The organism is Streptomyces sp. NPDC091280 (assembly GCF_044768565.1).
In the GTDB taxonomy this organism is placed as follows: Bacteria; Actinomycetota; Actinomycetes; order Streptomycetales; family Streptomycetaceae; genus Streptomyces.
On the sequence record NZ_JBIVUZ010000005.1, the window covers coordinates 57,968 to 78,256 of the forward strand.

At 66.5% G+C, this 20,289-nt stretch carries 14 protein-coding genes; 2 read left to right on the forward strand and 12 right to left on the reverse strand.

Annotation, left to right across the window (positions count from 1 at the left end; all coding sequences use genetic code 11):
• Nucleotides 1–17: 17 nt before the first annotated feature.
• A complete protein-coding gene (locus ACIQPR_RS16315; protein ID WP_403648069.1) occupies nucleotides 18–1,790 on the forward strand; it encodes an AAA family ATPase in 1,773 nt (590 codons plus the stop codon).
• 352 nt (nucleotides 1,791–2,142) lie between these two features.
• Nucleotides 2,143–3,000: a hypothetical protein gene (locus tag ACIQPR_RS16320; RefSeq protein ID WP_403648072.1), complete on the forward strand. Its 858-nt coding sequence runs from the start codon at nucleotides 2,143–2,145 to the stop codon at nucleotides 2,998–3,000.
• A 756-nt stretch (nucleotides 3,001–3,756) separates the two neighbouring features.
• Here the strand turns inward: ACIQPR_RS16320 and ACIQPR_RS16325 are convergent.
• The 12 genes from ACIQPR_RS16325 to ACIQPR_RS16380 form a co-directional block, all read right to left on the reverse strand.
• The gene (locus tag ACIQPR_RS16325) at nucleotides 3,757–4,005 is read right to left on the reverse strand and encodes a hypothetical protein (RefSeq protein ID WP_403648074.1); all 249 of its coding nucleotides are present in this window, start codon (nucleotides 4,003–4,005) and stop codon (nucleotides 3,757–3,759) included.
• Nucleotides 4,006–4,726: 721 nt separating this feature from the next.
• Nucleotides 4,727–6,706 carry a TIGR03960 family B12-binding radical SAM protein gene (locus ACIQPR_RS16330; protein WP_403648077.1) on the reverse strand — a complete coding sequence of 660 codons (1,980 nt, stop codon included), beginning with the start codon at nucleotides 6,704–6,706 and terminating at the stop codon, nucleotides 4,727–4,729.
• A gap of 79 nt (nucleotides 6,707–6,785) precedes the next feature.
• Complete coding sequence (locus ACIQPR_RS16335; RefSeq protein ID WP_403648080.1) at nucleotides 6,786–8,318, reverse strand: CHAD domain-containing protein; 1,533 nt, start codon at nucleotides 8,316–8,318, stop codon at nucleotides 6,786–6,788.
• A 104-nt stretch (nucleotides 8,319–8,422) separates the two neighbouring features.
• Entirely contained in the window at nucleotides 8,423–9,619 is a 1,197-nt protein-coding gene (gene rodA, locus ACIQPR_RS16340) for a rod shape-determining protein RodA (protein ID WP_403648083.1), read from the reverse strand.
• Complete coding sequence (gene mrdA / locus ACIQPR_RS16345; RefSeq protein WP_403648086.1) at nucleotides 9,616–11,877, reverse strand: penicillin-binding protein 2; 2,262 nt, start codon at nucleotides 11,875–11,877, stop codon at nucleotides 9,616–9,618. The genes rodA and mrdA overlap by 4 nt, the downstream gene beginning before the upstream one ends.
• 92 nt (nucleotides 11,878–11,969) lie before the next feature.
• Nucleotides 11,970–12,638 carry a rod shape-determining protein MreD gene (mreD, locus tag ACIQPR_RS16350; RefSeq protein ID WP_403648089.1) on the reverse strand — a complete coding sequence of 223 codons (669 nt, stop codon included), beginning with the start codon at nucleotides 12,636–12,638 and terminating at the stop codon, nucleotides 11,970–11,972.
• Between the two features lie 12 nt (nucleotides 12,639–12,650).
• The gene (gene mreC, locus ACIQPR_RS16355) at nucleotides 12,651–13,592 is read right to left on the reverse strand and encodes a rod shape-determining protein MreC (protein WP_403648091.1); all 942 of its coding nucleotides are present in this window, start codon (nucleotides 13,590–13,592) and stop codon (nucleotides 12,651–12,653) included.
• A gap of 199 nt (nucleotides 13,593–13,791) precedes the next feature.
• Nucleotides 13,792–14,811, reverse strand: coding sequence for a rod shape-determining protein (locus tag ACIQPR_RS16360; protein ID WP_019065566.1), 1,020 nt, complete (start codon nucleotides 14,809–14,811; stop codon nucleotides 13,792–13,794).
• Nucleotides 14,812–15,087: 276 nt separating this feature from the next.
• Nucleotides 15,088–15,501, reverse strand: a complete 414-nt coding sequence (ndk, locus tag ACIQPR_RS16365; RefSeq protein ID WP_403648094.1) for a nucleoside-diphosphate kinase — start codon at nucleotides 15,499–15,501, stop codon at nucleotides 15,088–15,090.
• Between the two features lie 135 nt (nucleotides 15,502–15,636).
• A complete protein-coding gene (locus ACIQPR_RS16370; protein WP_403648097.1) occupies nucleotides 15,637–16,002 on the reverse strand; it encodes a DUF4233 domain-containing protein in 366 nt (121 codons plus the stop codon).
• 5 nt (nucleotides 16,003–16,007) lie between these two features.
• Complete coding sequence (locus ACIQPR_RS16375; RefSeq protein ID WP_403648099.1) at nucleotides 16,008–17,495, reverse strand: bifunctional folylpolyglutamate synthase/dihydrofolate synthase; 1,488 nt, start codon at nucleotides 17,493–17,495, stop codon at nucleotides 16,008–16,010.
• A 95-nt stretch (nucleotides 17,496–17,590) separates the two neighbouring features.
• Nucleotides 17,591–20,215: a valine--tRNA ligase gene (locus tag ACIQPR_RS16380; RefSeq protein ID WP_403648102.1), complete on the reverse strand. Its 2,625-nt coding sequence runs from the start codon at nucleotides 20,213–20,215 to the stop codon at nucleotides 17,591–17,593.
• Nucleotides 20,216–20,289 lie beyond the last annotated feature (74 nt).

A 20,289-nucleotide genomic window follows, 5' to 3' on the forward strand; every position in this document is an offset into this window, starting at 1 on the left:
GATCCCCGGAGGGACTCTTGTTCACATTCGGCATCCGGAAAATTCACCTCACCGACGGCACAGCCATTGAGCCGCCCAAGAGCGGTATGACCGTTTTCACAGGACCCAACAACACCGGAAAATCTGTGCTCCTACGAGAGTTGGTCACTTCCGTTTATGTCCATCCCAGGACCCAAGAGCCACAGCGCTGGATTACTGGTGTCGATCTACAACGAGACGGAACGGGCGCCGATTTCATTTCCTGGCTTGCTGGTCGCGGAATTGTAAGCCGCCACAACCCACGAAACAGTCGCCATTTTCTGCCAAATCGCTTCGCGACGTCCGACGAAGACGGGGTTGCTACTGACGCTGCGATTAGCAACTGGGAAACCGGACACCTAGGACCGATCGGCCATTTCCTTGTTCAAGATCAATGGACAGAGGGCAGGCTCAGTAATCAGTCCGATTCCCGTCAATGGGATTGGGCAAAGCCCCCCGCCCACCCGAGTCAACTCCTTTGGGAATCCATGGAGTCTCTTGATCGTTTCTCAAAATTGTTTGAGCAAGCATTTGGTGTGTCGATTTCCATTAATCGGTATGTGCCGGAGATCAAGCTCCAACTCGGGTCAGTCTCAATGCCGGAAACACCGCCCCCGCCACCGCGTGAATTGAGGGATGCGTTCGCGGCACTCCCCTACCTGAACGAACAAGGTGACGGCATGCGGGCCTTTGCGAACATCCTCCTCACTTCTCTCGTGCGGCCGACACCAGTGATCGCGATTGATGAGCCGGAGGCGTTTCTTCATCCACCTCAGGTTCGCCTACTCGCGCGCCACCTCACTCAGTACGCACCCCCGAACTGCCAGGTGTTCGTTGCTACGCACAGCGCGGACTTCCTCAGTGGAGCGCTGGACGGAAGTGCAGCAACAAGTGGCTCAGCACCTCGGGACTTGGCACTGGTCCGGATCTCTCGGACAACTGAATCTCAGACAGCCAAGACACTCACCGCCGCTTCAGTCCGGGAAGTCCTGGACACGCCGCTCCTGCGCTACTCCAACATTATCTCCGGCGTCTTCCACGATGGCGTAATTTTGTGCGAGGCCGAAGGGGATTGTCAGTTTTATGAAGCCACAACGGACGTGGGACGAGGAGACACCCCTCACGACAACCTGATCTTCCTACACGTGAACGGCAAGTCACGACTGAGCGATGCCGTACGCAAGTTGCGGGCTTGCGGTGTTCCGACCGCCGCCGTGGCAGACCTCGACTTCCTAAACGACACTCAACTCATCAAGAAGGCGCTAGACCACCTGGGTGGCGACTGGTCCGATATCGAGAGGGACGTGACGCTCGTACAGAGAGAAGCATCCTCCACCACCATCACGACGATCGCCCGAGAGATCAAGAATCAGATTAATGGAATTATTCAGAACCCTAGAGGTAGCGAAGTACTCACGAAACAGCAGGTTGATCAGATCACTGATGTGCTGAAGACAGCCAACGGATGGAAAGCCATTAAGAAGTCCGGCGTGCGCGGATTTGAGGGCGACGTGTACAACGCTGCTCATCGCCTCATCACCTACTTCGAGAACCTCGGGCTATTTCTTGTCCCTGTAGGGGAACTTGAGTCATGGGTACCCGAAGTACCGCGAAACAAGAAGGCAGCCTGGCTGACTCGCGTCTTTGCGGAACGCCGGCACCTGCAACCTAGCGCAGACCTCCAGAAGTTCTGTGCAGATATCAGCGGCTATCTCAAGGCGCCAAACACATTCGCCGAGATCTCCACCGACCCCGGTATCACCGCCACATAGGCGAAGACCGCATCCGGTTGCGGCTGACCCAGACTGGCTTGAGGCTTCGCCCACCGAGAGGGACCTCAGAGCACGTAGGTCTCTCCGCCCTTGCCGCCGCCAACGGGCATGTTCGGTAACCTGCCACACGTGGACCTGTCGCCAACTTGCCCGGCCGGTCAGCGCCGAGGCCATGGTCGTGCCGCCCACCTCGATGGCGGCCCCCAAAAGGGCCGCCCATCCTTGATCTATTCGTCGGACTCACAGAGGCCACCAGGGGCATAGACAGAGAGGACAAGACCGCCTGTCAGTGGTCTGCGCTAGCCTCAATCCGTCACAGAAATCTACCGGCACGAGAAAAGGTGGGATAATCATGCCCATGACAGGAAATCGACGTTTGGAAATCGAAAAACTACTGGAGGAGAGCTATGAAATCGAGCGGATCATTGCCGCCTGGCAGCAGTCAGAAACCGTTGAGGAGATGACGATCAGGAAGGGGCGATCGCAATATCTAGCGTGGTATAGCCAAGCAATTCCGATTATCCCTGAGGCCAAGCTGGCAAATTTTAAGGACATGCATGAAGGAGGAGACTTCATTAAGAGAATCAAGTCTTTCCTTTCCTCACCACTTGCCAAGAATGACTTCTACGACCCCTCAGAGCCCAACCCTCTGATCGGAAAATGGAGGTACTCATTCGATGTGAACTTTATCGAGAATTTCCAGACGCAAAGAGAAATCCTCCAGAGTCTCATTTATGCCGTAGCTGACGTTTCATCCACCCTGGACATGCTCGCCGAGATTTTCGGACGATTTCCCGACTTTCTTCAAGTGTTGCAGAGCTCGGAACGACAAAATATCACGGCACCGAGAGTGGAAAAAGAGGCCGACTTGCAAGTCCTTGTGCATGCATGTCTACGCCTGATGTACGAAGATGTACGCGATGAAGATTACGTACCGGAGCAGGGAGGCGGTCGCTCCCGCGTCGACTTCCTCCTGCCCGAAGCAGGTATCGTCGTTGAAACAAAAATGACTCGCGAGACCTTGAATGACAAGAAAGTTGGTGAAGAGCTACTAATCGACTGGGGACGCTATTCCAAGCATCCTGACTGCCGCGGAATCTTTGCCCTCATCTATGATCCGAGCAGGCGACTACGGAACCCTGCGGGTCTTCAGTCGGACCTAAGTAACGACCAAGGACACCCTGCGACTCGCGTGCTTGTCATTCATTAACCAGGATTCTGCACTCTTCAACCACCCCTTCCACGTACAGGCAGCGAAAAGGCCAGTCCAGGAAACGAAATATCCCATACTTGTAAGATCTCGCACAGAAACTCGCGCCACTGGGCCCGACGAATACGGGCTCAGTGGCTCAACCGTTAGCCCGCAAACCAGTTCACCTTGGTCAACTTGCACATCGCCTGCTGCGTGACCTGGTTCAGCCGAGCACCAAGGTTTTCACCCTCTGACCGGACGCAACCGTCAAGGATAGAGCCGCCCCCTCCGCCACACGCGTTCAGTTCGAGGTAGTGAACTCAACACTGACCCTGTACGTCGAAGCCTTCGAGCTGCAGTTGTGGATCTCAAGGCCGGCCGAAGGAAACCGAGTGGCCGGATCGGCCGGGCAAGAGGTGACCTTTACATCGGCTGAAGGGGGTTCTTCGGATCGTTGAAGGTTCCCCCCAGCCCTATCACCATCACGACGCCGCTCACTCCTCGCACCCAGCGCCCCCCAGGACGGCAGCAACCTCTTCCTCGCCGCCGTCCCCCAGCACCTCTGCGATCCGCCCCAACGCCTCGCTCACGTCAGTGCGTGTGTCCGCTGGTCGGACCGTCTTTCTTGACCGTCAACGGCAGCAACTTCTTCCCGCTGTCGCTCAGTTGTGGCCAAGTATCCATCTGCGGGCAAGGCGCGCTGCACACCGTGCGCGTTGTCGTTTGACTCCTGCACGGCCACTGCGTTGTAAAAGCGGCGCGTCGATGACGCGGCTACGGTGTGCTCCACTCCCAGGAGTACCGCTTCGGCTGCGCCCCAATCTCACTCATGAATCCGTCGATACCGTCTGATGGTGGAGGATTCTGCTTGCTGGCGAGTTCTGGCGCGCACACGTTCCAGTAGAGGGTGCGCTCCTGGTACGGAGCGATGCCAGCCACCTGGGTGAGGGTCTTCACAGTCCCGTTCAACTCGTCCGGATACTCGCCATCCTTGTGCCTGGGCGTGTAGAGAGTCTGGAACATCTGGGTGATGGTATTGACGGCAGTATCAGACCGATTTTCGTAGCGCGTTGAGACAGAGACGCACGTATTGCTGGCCGCTTCATCGTGCCACTCCGCGAGAGTCACGTCTCCCTGAGGCGCCTTGACGGCACTGGTGGCAGCCGCTGGCGATGACCTGGTGATCGCGGGTGCCGACATCGCACGGGTAGGGGTTGCGCTCGCAGGCGGTTGGCTAAAGGCGCTCTTCACGACCACGTTTGGGGTCGCCGTTACCGTCCGGGTCACTGTCGGCCTTGGCGCGCCGGTAGCACACCCGTCCAGGCAGAGAAGCACGACGAACAGTCCCAGGAGGGGCGCTCCGGGGACGGATATCGGAGCCTGTCTGAGTCGTCGTCGCAAGCGATGCACAGCATCCCCTTCGAGAGGCATCGGAGGATGGGTGAGCGAATTGTTGCAGGTTGTACTTGGATCCGGCAGCTGACTGCGCAAGGCATCAATGAGCCCCCCTCCCAACCCAGGACGGGGGCTCAACGAGTCACACAGCAAGGGGAGTCCTCAGACCCACTCCACCTCTGAGACGATCTGCGGCGTGCTTCGAGGGCTCGGCAGCGGCATCGGAGAGGAGGTCGCCGACACCGGCAAACGACCGCGCGAAACGCCAACCGCGGCCAACGCAGCGGCCACCTCGTCCTCACTCATTCGTGCCAGCACCTGAACCACCCGATCGAGTGCCTCGCTCACGTCAGTGCGTGTGACCACTCGAAGCCGGCGCCGGACCTGCGTTCTTGACCGTAAGAGGCAGCAGCTTCTTCCCGGTCGGGCCGATTTGTATAGCCGTATCCATCTGCGGGCACACCCCGCAGTCGAAGCACGGCGTCCACCGGCAGTCCTCGACCTCCGTCTCGTCGAGGGCGTCCTGCCAGTCCTCCCAGAGCCAGTCCTTGTCGAGGCCCGAGTCCAGGTGGTCCCAGGGGAGGACCTCCTCGTAGGTCTTCTCGCGGGTGGTGTACCAGTCGACGTCCACGCCGAACGCCGGCAGCGTCTTCTCCGCGCAGCGCATCCAGCGCTCGTAGGAGAAGTGCTCGCGCCAGCCGTCGAAACGGCCGCCGTCCTCGTAGACCGCGCGGATCACCGCGCCGACGCGGCGGTCGCCGCGGGAGAGGAGGCCCTCGACGATGCCGGGCTTGCCGTCGTGGTAGCGGAAGCCGATCGAGCGGCCGTACTTCTTGTCGCCGCGGATCTTGTCCCGCAACTTCCCCAGGCGCGCGTCCGTCTCCTCCGCCGAGAGCTGCGGGGCCCACTGGAAGGGCGTGTGCGGCTTGGGGACGAAGCCGCCGATCGAGACCGTGCAGCGGATGTCGTTCTGGCCGGAGACCCTGCGGCCCTCGGCGATCACGTTCATCGCCATGTCGGCGATCTGGAGGACGTCCTCGTCGGTCTCGGTCGGGAGGCCGCACATGAAGTACAGCTTCACCTGGCGCCAGCCGTTGCCGTACGCCGTCGAGACGGTCCGGATGAGGTCGTCCTCCGAGACCATCTTGTTGATGACCTTGCGCATGCGCTCCGAGCCGCCCTCGGGGGCGAAGGTCAGGCCCGAGCGGCGGCCGTTGCGCGTGAGTTCGTTGGCCAGGTCGACGTTGAAGGCGTCCACACGGGTCGACGGGAGGGAGAGGCCGATCTTGTCCTCGGTGTACCGGTCCGCGAGGCCCTTGGCGATGTCGCCGATCTCCGAGTGGTCGGCCGAGGAGAGGGACAGCAGGCCCACCTCCTCGAAGCCCGTCGCCTTCAGGCCCTTCTCGACCATCTCGCCGATGCCCGTGATGGAGCGCTCGCGCACCGGGCGGGTGATCATGCCCGCCTGGCAGAAGCGGCAGCCGCGCGTGCAGCCGCGGAAGATCTCCACGGACATGCGCTCGTGGACCGTCTCGGCCAGCGGGACCAGCGGCTGCTTGGGGTACGGCCACTCGTCCAGGTCCATGACCGTGTGCTTCGAGACCCGCCACGGGACGCCCGACTTGTTGGGGACCACGCGCGCGATACGGCCGTCGGGGAGGTACTCGACGTCGTAGAACGCCGGGATGTACACCGAACCCGTCTTCGCCAGGCGGAACAGGACCTCCTCGCGGCCACCCGGGCGGCCCGCCGCCTTCCACTCCCTGATGATCTTCGTCATGTCGAGGACGGCCTGCTCGCCGTCGCCGATGATCACCGCGTCGATGAAGTCCGCGATCGGCTCCGGGTTGAAGGCCGCGTGGCCGCCCGCCAGGACGATCGGGTCATCGAGCGTACGGTTCCCGGCCTCCAGCGGGATGCCCGCCAGGTCCAGCGCGGTCAGCATGTTCGTGTAGCCGAGTTCGGTGGAGAAGCTCAGCCCGAACACGTCGAACGCGCCCACCGGGCGGTGGCTGTCGACCGTGAACTGCGGGACGCGGTGCTCCCGCATCAGCGCCTCCAGGTCCGGCCACACGCTGTACGTGCGCTCGGCGAGGACGCCCTCCTGCTCGTTCAGCACCTCGTAGAGGATCATGACGCCCTGGTTGGGCAGGCCGACCTCGTACGCGTCCGGGTACATCAGCGCCCAGCGGACATCGCACGACTCCCACGGCTTGACCGTCGAGTTGAGCTCGCCTCCGACGTACTGGATCGGCTTCTGAACCTGCGGGAGCAGGGCTTCGAGCTGCGGAAACACGGACTCTGCGGCCGCAGCGACTTCGGCAGGCATCTCGCGAACCTTCGTGAGCGGTACTGAACGGACGGGTGACCATCCAGACTAACGCGATCCCGGAGGTCCCCCGTACGGCTCAGCCGGACACCCCGGCCCCGATCTCCTCCCACACCCCCGGCAGCGCCGCCTCCACGGCCGCCGCCCGCTGCTCCTCGCGCCCGTACAGCACCCCGTACGTGAAGGAGCTCTCCCCCGCCGCGTGCGCCACCGCGGACAGCTCCCGCAGGGTGACCCGGACCATCACGCTGTCCTGGTGCTCGCCGAGCAGGCTGGTCAGGGACTTCATCGACTTGGCCAGCGCCCGCGCCGGGGCACCGAGCGCGGGGCCCGCCGCCTCCGCCGCGTACCGGGTGCGCTTGGCCTTCTTGCGGGCCTCGTGCAGCGCGAGGTCGCGGTCCGCGCCGGGCGGGGCCCCGATGGCCTCCTCGACAAGTGCCGAGACCTTCTCGAAGTCCTTGCGCACGGCCTTGCCGATGACCTTCTCCGGCCGGCCGGCCGCGTCCGGCAGCAGGGGCGGCTCGGCCACCAGCGTGTCCAGGGTGTCGAGCAGCGCGAGATACCGCTTGGAGTCCAGGACGCCGATGAGCCGCCGGCGCGAGCCGCCGCGCCGGGCGTTCGCCCAGGTCCGCATGCGGGTGCGGATCGGGCCGGAGACCAGGGTGCGGGGCAGTTCGGCGAGGACCGCCGTGAGGCGTTCGGTCATCACCTCGCGGTCCCGGTCCACGCCCAACTCGCTCGCCAGCCACTTCAGTTCCTCGCCGACCGGGTCGGTGACCGTGCGGTCCAGCACCTTGCCGTAGGAGCGGAAGGTGCTGCGCAGGCGGCGGGTGGCGACGCGCATGCGGTGCACGGAGTCGTAGGTGTCCTGCCGGACGGCGGGGTCGAGTTCGAGGAGCGCGTCGCGCTGGGCGCGGACGTAGCCGAGGACGTGGTCGCCCGCGGTTTCCGGCGGCCCCGGCTCGGGCGGCACGAGCGCCTCGCGACGCTTCGCGCCCTTCTTCTTCGGCTGCTTCGGCGCGGTCTCGGCCAGTGCCCGCGCGAGCTTCGAGGAGGACGACGACGGTCGTACGCCCGCCTTGCGCAACCGTTTCTCCACCTTGTCGAGGAAGGCCGGGTCGCCGCCGTCGGCGAGTTCGACCTCGATCTCGGTCCACTGGGCGGTGCCGCCGCCGTCGGTGAGGCGTTCGGCCTGTACGGCGTCCACGCTGACCTCGGCGAGCAGGACACCGTCCGCGTCCACGAGGTGGCGGACGTCACGGTCGGAGCGCAGCCGGACCACGGGCAGCAGCTCGGCCTCGCGGACCCGGGCGCGGACCAGACCGGCGAGCGTGCGCGGCACGGTGTCGGAGAGCGGCTCCCTGATCTCGTCGCGGACCCCGGGCGCGACCGGCACCTTCAGGTGCCAGCCCGCGTCCGAACCGCCGGTGCGGCGGCGCAGGGTCGTCGAGGCCCTGGCCAGGCGCTGGTCGGCCGTGTCGTAGTAGACGGCGTCCAGGTGCGCGACGCCCTTGTCGATGACGGCCCGGACACCGGAGACGCCGGTGAGGTCGGGCAGGCCGCTCTCATCGGACTCGTACTTACGCTCGATCTCGCGTTGTGTGTCCGCCATGAACCGAATCTAGTTGCTGACGAGCCGGGATGGCAGGGGGCGTCCGAAATGAACCCCGGGGAAACTCGGGCGAATGGGGAACTAACGGAATGGTAAAGGCCGAGTCAGGCGGACATCGGACGCTGGACCCGGATCGACTGGAGCAGACCCACCGCGATCCACACCGCGAACATCGATGTGCCGCCGTAGGAGACGAAGGGCAGGGGCAGGCCGGTGACGGGCATGATGCCGAGGGTCATGCCGACGTTCTCGAAGGCCTGGAAGGCGAACCAGGCGACGACCCCGGCGGCGACGATCGTGCCGTAGAGCTCGGTCGAGTCGCGGGCGATGCGGCAGGCGCGCCACAGGACCACGCCCAGCAGGACGAGGATCAGGCCCGCGCCGACGAAGCCCAGTTCCTCGCCCGCGACCGTGAAGACGAAGTCTGTCTGTTGTTCGGGGACGAACTGGCCCGTGGTCTGGGAGCCGTGGAACAGACCCGCGCCGGTGAGGCCGCCGGAGCCGATCGCGATGCGGGCCTGGTTGGTGTTGTAGCCGACGCCGGCCGGGTCGAGGCTCGGGTTGGCGAAGGCGGCGAAGCGGGCGATCTGGTACTCGTCCAGGATGTGCAGCTGCCACACCGCGACCGCGCCGATCGCGCCGGCGCCGAGCAGGCCGAAGATCCAGCGGTTGGAGGCGCCGGAGGCCAGCAGCACACCGAGCACGATGATGACCATGACCATGACCGACCCGAGGTCGGGCATCAGCATCACGATCATCATCGGGACCGAGGCCAGCCCCAGGGACTGGAGGACCGTGCGGTGGTCGGGGTAGGGCTTGTCGCCCGCGTCGACCCGGGCGGCCAGCACCATCGCCATGCCCAGGATGATCGTGATCTTCACGAACTCCGAGGGCTGGAGCGAGAAGCCGCCGCCGAGCACGATCCAGGAGTGCGCGCCGTTGACCGTGGAGCCGAGCGGGGTGAGCACCAGCAGGATGCCGAACACCGAGGCGCCGTAGAGGAACGGGACGACCACCCGCAGGGTGCGGTGGCCGACCCAGATCACGCCGATCATCAGGGCGATGCCGATGCCGGTGTTCATCAGGTGCCGGATCAGGAAGTAGTACTGGTCGCCCTGGTTGATCTCGGTGCGGTTGCGGGTCGCCGAGTACACCAGCACCGAGCCGATCAGGGACAGGCCGATCGCCGACAGCAGTATCGGCCAGTCCAGGCGGCGGGCCAGCGAGTCACGGGCGAAGACCCGGGTCCAGCCGGCCCGCTCGGGACCGTAACCGGAGACGGAGAAGGTGTTGCCGGTCATGTGAGCATCCTCCGGCTTCCCCTTCTGCGCGGGCGCCTACGGGTGTTGCTGTTGGTGGTCGACGTGGGCGAGGTGGCGGGCTGCTGGGTGTCGTCGGCGGCCGTGACCCCCGCGTCGGTCGCCTTCTGCAACTGCTTCTCCAGCTCCTTGGCCGGGTCGGCGGCGATCTTCGGGGCGGCGATCGTGCCGTCCGCCCGGACCTTGGGGAGGCTCGTCTGCGGCGAGGGCAGCAGCGCCTTCTTCTTGTCGATGGAACCGTCGGACTGGACGCCGTACATCGCGTTGTAGATGTTGCGCACGGCCTCACCGGAGGCGCCCGAACCGGTACCGGCCTGGGCGATCGTCATGATGACCGTGTAGTCCTTGGAGTACGTGGCCAGCCAGGACGTGGTCTGCTTGCCGTAGACCTCGGCCGTACCCGTCTTGGCGTGCAGCTCGATCTTGTCCTGCGGCCAGCCCTGGAACTTCCAGGCCGCGGTACCGCTGGTGACCACGCCCGCGAGCGCCTTGTCCATGCCCTTGAGGGTGGCCTTGCTGATCGGCAGCTTGGCCTTCACCTTGGGCTTGATCTCCGTGACGGTCTTGCCGTCGGCGCTGATGATGGCCTTGCCGATGGTCGGGACGTACTCGGTGCCGCCGTTGGCGAGGGCGCCGTAGATCATGGCCTCCTGGATCGGGGTGACAAGGGTGTCGCCCTGGCCGATGGAGTAGTTGATCGAGTCGCCCTCACGCATCTTGTTGCCTTCGAGGCAGTTCTCGTACGCGATCTGCTGGACGTACGTGCCGCCCTTCTTGCCGGTCTTGCACCAGTAGGCCTTGTTGGCCTCGTAGGTCTCCTGCTTCCACTTGCGGTCCGGGACACGGCCGGTGACCTCGTTGGGGAGGTCGACGCCGGTGGTCTTGCCGAGGCCGAACTGGTGGGCCGCCTTGTAGAAGTAGTCCTTCGGCTCGCCCTTCTTCGGGTTGATGCCGCCGTCCTTCTTCCACTGGGCGTCGGCGAGACCGTAGAAGACGGTGTCGCAGGAGACCTCCAGCGCGCGGCCCAGCGAGATCGGGCCGAAGTTCTCGCCCTCGAAGTTCTTGAAGACCTGGCCGCCCACCGAGTACGAACTCGTGCAGGGGTAGCCGCCGTCCCAGGTGTAGCCGGCCTCGACCGCGGCGGCCGTGGAGACCACCTTGAAGGTCGAACCGGGCGCCGACTGACCCTGTATGGCCCGGTTGAGCAGCGGGTAGTCGGAGTTCTTGCCGGTGAGCTGCTTGTAGTCCTTGGCGGAGATACCGCCGACCCAGACGTTCGGGTCGTACGTCGGCGCGGACGCCATGGCGACGATCCGGCCGGTCTTGGCCTCCATCACGACGACGGCACCCGAGTCGGCCTTGTAGTTCTCGCCGGTGATCTTGTCGAACTGCTCGCGGGCCCCCTTCATCGCCTTGTCCAGCTGGTACTCGGCGACCCGCTGCACCCGGGCGTCGATGCTGGTGACGAGGTTCGAACCGGGCTGCGGGGCATCGGACTTGGCCTTGCCGATGACCCGGCCGAGGTTGTCTACCTCGTAGCGGGTGACACCGGCCTTGCCGCGCAGCTCCTTGTCGTACTGGCGCTCCAGGCCCGAGCGGCCGACCTGGTCGGAGCGCAGATACGGCGAGTCGGAGTCCTTGGCCTGGGTGATCTCGTCGTCGGTGACCGGCGAGAGATAGCCGAGGACCTGGGCCGCGTTGACGTCACCGGCCGCCGCGTAGCGCCGGACGGCCTCGGGCTCGGCGGTGATGCCGGGGAAGTCCTCGGAGCGCTCGCGGATCTGGAGGGCCTGCTTGGCGGTGGCCTCGTCGGTGATCGGGATCGGCTGGTACGGCGAGCCGTTCCAGCACGGCTGCGGGGTCTTCGCGTCGCACAGCCGGACCTTCTGGATGACGTCCTCGGGCTTCATGCCGAGCACCCCGGCCAGCTTGGTGAGGACGGCCTTGCCGTCGTCGGCCTGCTTGAGCAGGTCGGTGCGGGAGGCGGAGACCACCAGCCGGGTCTCGTTGTCCGCGAGGGGCACACCGCGCGCGTCCAGTATCGAACCGCGCACCGCGGGCTCGACGACCTGCTGGACGTGGTTGCCCGACGCCTCCTTCTGGTACGCGGAGCCCTCCCGGATCTGGAGGTACCACAGGCGACCGCCGAGGGTGCCGAGGAGGGAGAGCACGAGGATCTGGATGACGACGAGCCTGATCTGAACCCGTGGAGTCCGTCCGGTCTCCGGGATGTTGGTCATTGGTGCTGCCTCCCCCTCTCAGTGCGTGTACGAGTCATATACGACGGACCTGTGAGGCCTCACGTGCCCCGGTCGGGTCAACTCCCCTGCCCTCAAAGCCGCTTGACCCCCTTGATGCGCCCGGCCCGGGCCACCCGCGCGCGGGCCGTCTTCATCCGGAGTCCGCCGCGCTGGCCGCCGATCTTCAGGCCGGTGCCGGAGGAGAGCCAACCCGAGGAGATGTCGGCCGACTTGGCCGCGTTGGTCTCCGCGAGCGGGTCGTTGTCGGCGCGGCGGGCCAGCGCCATGACACCGGGCACGATGAACGGCGCGAGCAGCAGGTCGTACAGGGCGGCCGTGAACAGCAGGCTGGGCAGGCCGACATGGCGGGCGGCGGTGTCGCCGACGAGGGCGCCGACACCCGCGTAGAGGAGGGTCGAGCCGAGTGCGGCGACGACCACGACGGCCATCGGGCCGGTCGCCGACTTCAGGCGGCCGTTCTCCGGTTTCGCCAGGCCCGCAAGGTAGCCGATCACGCACAGCACCAGCGCGTAGCGGCCGGCCGCGTGGTCGGCGGGCGGGGCGAGGTCGGCGAGGAGGCCCGCGCCGAAGCCGATGAGGGCGCCGGTGACATGGCCGTAGACCATGGCGAGGCCCAGGACCGTGAGGAGGAGCAGGTCGGGGACGGCGCCGGGGAGGTGGAGGCGGGCGAGGACGCTCACCTGGATCACCATGGCGACGACGACCAGCGGCACGGAGAGCAGGATCCGGTTGACACGCATGGGGAAGGGCTCCTACTGCTGTTGCTGGCCGTCGACCGGCGCGTTCGCGGACGGGGTGACCGTGACGGTCACCGTCGGGATCGGGGTCGGCTTGGGCTTCGCCGGCAGGACCGTGTCGCGCGGGTCCTTCTTCGGGGCCTCCACGACTACGCCGACGATGTCGAGCTTGGTGAAGTTGACGTACGGCGTGACGTACAGCGTGCGGGTCAGGCCGCCGCCGGAGGGGTCGACGCGGGAGACGACACCGACCGGGACACCGGGCACGAACGGCTTGTCGGCCTGCGAGCCGAAGGTGACGAGCCGGTCGCCCTTCTGCACCTCCGCCTTGCCGTTGAGGAGTTCGACGCGCAGCGGGCCGTCGCCCTCGCCGGAGGCGAAGCCGAGTTCGTCGCTGCCCTCCATCCGGGTGCCGACGGTGAAGTCGGGGTCGTTGGCGAGCAGGACGGTCGAGGCGTCGGGCCCGACGGTGGTGACCCGGCCGACCAGGCCGTCGCCGTTGAGGACCGTCATGTCGCGCTTGATGCCGTCGTTGGCGCCGACGTCGATGGTGATCGTCCAGGAGAAGCTCTGCGCGGCTCCTATCGCGATGACCTGGGCGCCCTTGATGCCGTACTGGCCCTCGCCGGCCACCTTCAGCATCTTGTCGAGCTGGTCGAGGCGGCTGCGGTTGCGGTCGTCGCTGCCGAGCTTCGCCTTGAGAGCCGCGTTCTCCTTCTCCAGGAGCGCGAGCCGGTCGTGCCGCTCACCGGAGTCGCGGACCGCGGAGATCGCGTCGCCGACCGGGTTCACGGCGGACGACACGCCGTTCTCGATCGGGCCGAACACGGTGGCCGCGGCCCGGCGGGCACCCTCGACCGGCGAGTCCTGCCCTCCCCGGATGTCCACCGTGATCAACGCGAACGCTACGGCGATCAGCAGCACCAGGAGCAGCCGGCTCTCTCGTGTGTCCCTCACGTGCGGCGGCCGTGCCTTCCTCATAGAGATGTGCAGAGGTTCAGGTATGGAGGTTCAGGTATGCAGGTGTGGTTCGGGCAGATGGATACGGAAGCCTGCAAAGGCTCTTGCAGAGGCCTATGTCGGAGCCTATGCCTCCGTATCAACGATCCGCCGCACGAGAGGAGATCATCCCGTACGGCGGAATCGAAGCGTTACGTCATCTGCGCGGCTGGGCGTCCAGCACCTGCTGGAGCGCCTCGAACTCCTCGACGCACTTGCCGGAGCCGAGCGCCACGCTGTCCAGCGGGTCCTCGGCGATGTGGATCGGCATGCCGGTCTCCCGGCGCAGCCGCTCGTCGAGACCCTTGAGCAGGGCTCCACCGCCGGTCAGAACGATTCCTCGGTCCATGATGTCGCCGGACAGCTCCGGCGGGCACTTGTCGAGGGTCGTCTTCACCGCGTCGACGATCGCGTTGACGGGCTCTTCGATCGCCTTGCGGACCTCACCGGCGGAGATCACGACGGTCTTGGGCAGGCCGGACACCAGGTCCCGGCCGCGGATTTCGGTGTGCTGGTCGTCGTCGAGGTCGTACGCGGAACCGATTGTGATCTTGATCTGCTCAGCCGTCCGCTCACCCAGAAGGAGCGAGTACTCCTTCTTGATGTGCTGGATGATCGCGTTGTCCAACTCGTCGCCCGCGACGCGGATGGACTGGGCGGTGACGATGCCACCGAGCGAGATGACCGCGACCTCCGTGGTGCCGCCGCCGATGTCCACCACCATGTTGCCCGTGGCCTCGTGGACCGGCAGGCCGGAACCGATGGCCGCGGCCATGGGCTCCTCGATGATGTGCACCTGGCGGGCGCCGGCCTGGGACGACGCCTCGATGACGGCACGGCGCTCGACGCCCGTGATGCCCGAGGGCACACAGACGACGACACGGGGGCGGGCGAGATAGCGCCGCTTGTGGATCTTCAGAATGAAGTAGCGGAGCATGCGCTCGGTGATCTCGAAGTCGGCGATGACACCGTCCTTCAGCGGACGCACGGCGACGATGTTGCCCGGCGTCCGCCCGATCATCTTCTTGGCTTCGGAGCCGACCGCGAGAATGCCACCGGTGTTGGTGTTGATCGCGACGACGGACGGCTCGTTGAGTACGATCCCGCGACCCCTGACGTACACCAGCGTGTTGGCGGTCCCGAGGTCGACAGCCATGTCACGGCCGATGAACGACATTGAGTTCCCCATCAGGATTCGTCTGGCCTTCCCGGGAGCTTTTGAGGGCTTTTCAGGACGGCGAAGTGGGTGCTGTGACGTGAAGGCTTACATCGTAGACGCGCCTGCACGAACACTGCGCGAGGGTCTTCGCCATTGTCAGCATGTGAGGCGCCGCCTCGCTTGTGGAGACGGCCCAACGGGGGCACTCGTTCCCCCGATCGGCACGCATATGCCGAGAGACGGCCGGAAAAACGCGGCCGTCCCTGGTCAGGCATGTGGGTTACTGATGGAGATTCAGGAACGCCCCGGGAAGAAGATCTTCACCTCGCGTTCGGCGGACTCCTCCGAGTCCGAGGCGTGGATCAGGTTCTCCCGCACGATCACACCGAAGTCGCCGCGGATCGAGCCCGGCGCGGCGGCGATCGGGTCGGTCGGACCGGCCAGCGCGCGCACCCCCTCGATGACCCGCTCGCCCTCGACGATCAGGGCCACCACCGGGCCGGAGGCCATGAACTGCACCAGCGGCTCGTAGAACGGCTTGCCCTTGTGCTCGCCGTAGTGCTGCTCCAGGGTGTCCTGGTCCAGGGTGCGCAGCTCCAGCGCGGTGATCCGCCAGTCGGCCTTGCGCTCGATCCGGCCGATGATCTCGCCGGTCAGGCCACGACGTACGGCGTCGGGCTTGAGCAGGACGAGGGTGCGCTGGGTCACGACGGGACTCCTTCGGATCATGATGTGCGGGTCGGCTCACGGTCGTGCCACCGTCATCTCACGGTCGTGTCACGACAAAGCCGAGGCTACAGGGCGTGTCCGCGCACCCATTACGCAACGTCAGGTGTAGTGGAGTCACGCCGCGCCGGGAGTGGCGGACTCGGCCTGCGCGGCCTGCGCCGCGAACCGCGCCTTCGCCTCGTCGATCTTCCGGCCGTAGTGCACCGACGCCCACCACAGGGCCGCGAAGACCGCCCCCAGGAAGAACATCGTCGGCACCACGACACCCGCCGCGATCAGCGCGAGCTGGAGCGCCCAACCGAGCGCGATGCCGGCCGGCCGGGTGACCGCGCCGCACAGCGCGACCGACAGGAACATCGCGATCCCGCACACCGTCCACACCGTGGACACGTCCAGAGCGGGATCCTTCATGGCGACCAGACCGGCGAAACCGATCACGAAGAACTCGCCGATCAACGTCGAGGAACAGAGCGTACGCACGAGAGTCAGCCCCTCCCGAGGAGCAGTCGGGCCTCACCGACGGTGATGACGGAACCGGTGACGAGCACACCGCCGCCCGCGAACTCGCCGTCCTCCTCGGCCAGCGTGATCGCCGCCTCCAGAGCGTCCGGCAACCGCGGCTCGACCTGCACCCGCTCGTCGCCGAACACCTCGACGGCGATGGCGGCCAGCTCGTCCGCGTCCATCGCGCGGTGGCTGGAGTTCTGTGTGACGACGACCTCGGCGAACAGCGGCTCGAAGGCTTCCAGCAGCCCGCGGACGTTCTTGTCGCCGCTGGCGCCGACCACTCCGATCAGCCGGCTGAAGTCGAAGGCCTCCGCCACCGCCTCGGCGGTCGCACGGGCGCCCGCCGGGTTGTGCGCCGCGTCCAGCACCACGGTCGGCGACCGCCGCACCACCTCCAGCCGCCCGGGTGAGGAGACGGACGCGAAGGCCTTCCGGACGGTGTCGATCGCGAGCGGATCGGGCCGCTGGGCCCCGACCCCGAAGAACGCCTCGACGGCGGCCAGGGCGACGGCCGCGTTGTGCGCCTGGTACGGGCCGTGGAGGGGCAGATAGATCTCCTCGTACTCGCCGCCCAGACCCCGCAGGTTGAGCAGCTGCCCGCCGACGGCGACCTGCCGGGACACGACCCCGAATTCGAGCCCTTCCCGGGCCACGGTGGCGTCCACCTCGACGGCCTTCTTCAGCAGCACCTGCGCCGCGTCCACCGGCTGCTGCGCCAGGATCACGGTCGCGTCCTGCTTGATGATCCCGGACTTCTCGCCCGCGATCTCACCGGTCGTCGAGCCGAGCCGGTCGGTGTGGTCGAGGTCGATCGGGGTGACCACGGCCACGTCCGCGTCGATGACGTTGGTGGCGTCCCAGGTGCCGCCCATCCCCACCTCGACGACGGCCACGTCGACGGGCGCGTCCGCGAAGGCCGCGTACGCCATCCCCGTCAGCACCTCGAAGAACGACAGCCTGAACTCCTGCCGCGCGTCCACCATTTCGACGTACGGCTTGATGTCCTGGTACGTCTCGATGAAGCGCTCGGCGGAGATCGGGGCGCCGTCGAGGCTGATGCGTTCGGTGATCGACTGGACGTGCGGGGAGGTGTAGCGGCCGGTGCGGAGTTCGAAGGCGCCGAGGAGGGCCTCGATCATCCGGGCCGTGGAGGTCTTGCCGTTCGTGCCGGTGATGTGGATCGAGGGGTACGAGCGCTGGGGGTCGCCCAGCACGTCCATCAGCGCGGCGATACGGGTGACCGAGGGCTCCAGCTTGGTCTCGCCCCAGCGGGTGGCGAGGTCCGCCTCGACCTCGCGCAGCGCGGCGTCCACCTCGGGGTCCTCGGGGCGCGCGGGGACGTCGGCCTGCGGCCCGCCGGTGCCCTGGGTACGGAGGGTCCGGCTGCCGGCCTCGATGACCGCGAGGTCGGGGTCGCGGTCTGTCTCGGCGTCGATGATCTCGTCGAAGGGGTCGCTGTCGGTCACGGGGCCAGTTTAGGGGTGCGCGGGAGAGAGGGGGTGGCTGGTCCCGCCCGGGTGGCGGAGCCGCACGTCGACGCGGCTCCGCCACCCCGGGCGGGCTACTGCTGGGGCAGGCCGTCCAGCTGGGCCTTGATGCGCTCGATGTCCTCGTCGGCCTTGGACAGGCGGCCCCGGATCTTGTCCACGACGTTGTCCGGGGCCTTGGCCAGGAACGCCTCGTTGCCGAGCTTGGCCGTCGCCTGGTCCTTCTCCTTCTCGGCCGCGGCGAGGTCCTTCGCGAGACGCTTCCGCTCCGCCGCCACGTCGATCGTGCCGGAGAGGTCGAGGGCGACCGTGGCGCCGCCGACCGGGAGGGTGGCCGTCGCCGCGAAGGTGTCGCCCTCCGGCTGGAGGCGGAGGAGCTGGCGGATGGCGGCCTCGTGCGGGGCGAGGGCCGTGCCGGTCAGCGTGAGGCGGGCCGGGACGCGCTGGCCGGGCTGGAGGCCCTGGTCGGCGCGGAAGCGGCGGACCTCGGTGATGACCTGCTGGAGCGTCTCGATCTCGCGCTCGGCGGCCTCGTCACGGAAGCCCGAGTCCTTCGGCCAGTCCGCGACGACGATCGACTCGCCGCCCGTGAGGGTAGTCCAGAGCGTCTCCGTGACGAACGGGACGATCGGGTGCAGCAACTTCAGGGTGACGTCGAGGACTTCGCCCAGGACGCGGCCGGAGACCTGCGCGGGCTCGCCGCCCGCCATGAACGTGGTCTTCGACAACTCGACGTACCAGTCGAAGACTTCGTCCCACGCGAAGTGGTAGAGCGCGTCGGAGAGCTTGGCGAACTGGAAGTCGTCGTAGAGCGCGTCGACCTGGGAGACCGTCTTGTTGAGGCGGGACAGGATCCAGCGGTCCGTGGCCGACAGCCGCTCGGCGGGCGGGAGTTCGCCCTCGATCGTCGCGCCGTTCATCAGCGCGAAGCGGGTCGCGTTCCAGATCTTGTTGGCGAAGTTGCGGGACGCCTGGACCCAGTCCTCGCCGATCGGCACGTCCGTACCGGGGTTGGCGCCGCGGGCCAGGGTGAAGCGGACGGCGTCGGAGCCGTACGCGTTCATCCAGTCCAGCGGATCGACCGCCGTGCCCGAGGACTTGGACATCTTCTTGCCGAACTGGTCGCGGACCAGACCCGTCAACGCGATGGTCCTGAAGGGGACTTCGCCGTCCATCGCGTACAGGCCGAACATCATCATCCGGGCGACCCAGAAGAAGATGATGTCGTGGCCGGTGAGCAGGACGTCGGTCGGATAGAACTTCTTGAGATCCGGGGTCTGTTCGGGCCAGCCGAGGGTCGAGAAGGGCCACAGGCCGGAGGAGAACCAGGTGTCCAGGACGTCGGAGTCCTGGGTCCAGCCCTCACCCGTGGGCGGCTCCTCGTCGGGGCCGACGCAGACGACCTCGCCGTCCGGGCCGTACCAGACGGGGATGCGGTGGCCCCACCACAACTGCCGTGAGATGCACCAGTCGTGGAGGTTGTCGACCCAGTCGAAGTAGCGCTTCTCCATCTCCTGCGGGTGGATCTTGACGCGGCCGTCGCGGACCGCGTCGCCGGCCGCCTTGGCGAGCGGGGCGACCTTGACCCACCACTGCATGGACAGGCGCGGCTCGATGGTCGTCTTGCAGCGGGAGCAGTGGCCGACGGAGTGGACGTAGGGCCGCTTCTCGGCGACGATCCGGCCGTCCGCGCGCAGGGCGGCGACGATCGCGGAGCGGGCCTCGAACCGGTCCAGGCCCTCGAAGGGGCCGTGCACGGTGATGACACCGCGCTCATCCATGACGGTCAGCGACTCCAGGTCGTGGCGCTGGCCGATGGCGAAGTCGTTCGGGTCGTGGGCGGGCGTGACCTTGACGGCGCCGGTGCCGAACTCCGGGTCGACGTGGGTGTCGGCGACGACCGGGATGGTGCGGTCGGTGAGCGGCAGCTTGATGTGCCGGCCGACGAGGTGCTTGTACCGCTCGTCGTCGGGGTGGACGGCGACGGCGGTGTCGCCGAGCATCGTCTCGGCGCGGGTCGTGGCGACGACGATGGTGTCGTCCCCCTCGCCGTACTTCATGGAGACGAGTTCGCCGTCGTCGTCCTGGTACTCGACCTCGATGTCCGAGATCGCGGTGAGACAGCGCGGGCACCAGTTGATGATGCGCTCGGCGCGGTAGATCAACTCGTCGTCGTAGAGCCGCTTGAAGATGGTCTGGACGGCCTGGGACAGGCCCTCGTCCATGGTGAAGCGCTCGCGGGTCCAGTCGACGCCGTCGCCGAGGCGGCGCATCTGGCCGAGGATCTTGCCGCCGTACTCGTCCTTCCACTGCCAGACGCGCTCGACGAAGGCCTCGCGGCCCAGGTCGTGGCGGGACTTGCCCTCCTTGCCGAGTTCGCGCTCGACGACGTTCTGGGTGGCGATGCCCGCGTGGTCCATGCCCGGCAGCCACAGCGACTCGAAGCCCTGCATGCGCTTGCGGCGGGTCAGGGCGTCCATCAGCGTGTGCTGGAAGGCGTGCCCGAGGTGGAGCGAGCCGGTGACGTTCGGGGGCGGGATGACGATGGTGTACGGCGGCTTCTCGCTCTTCGCGTCCGCCTCGAAGTAACCCCGCTCCACCCAGCGCTCGTACAGCGGCCCCTCTACGTCGGCCGGCGCGTACTGGGTCGGCAGTTCGGAGACGGGCGCTGATGGCTGCTGATGAGCGTTCTCGGTCACGGGGCCAGTTTAGGGGTGCAGCGGGGGTGTCCCGAAACGCGTTTGTTCTGTAACGGTGCGACCCCCGATGCCGT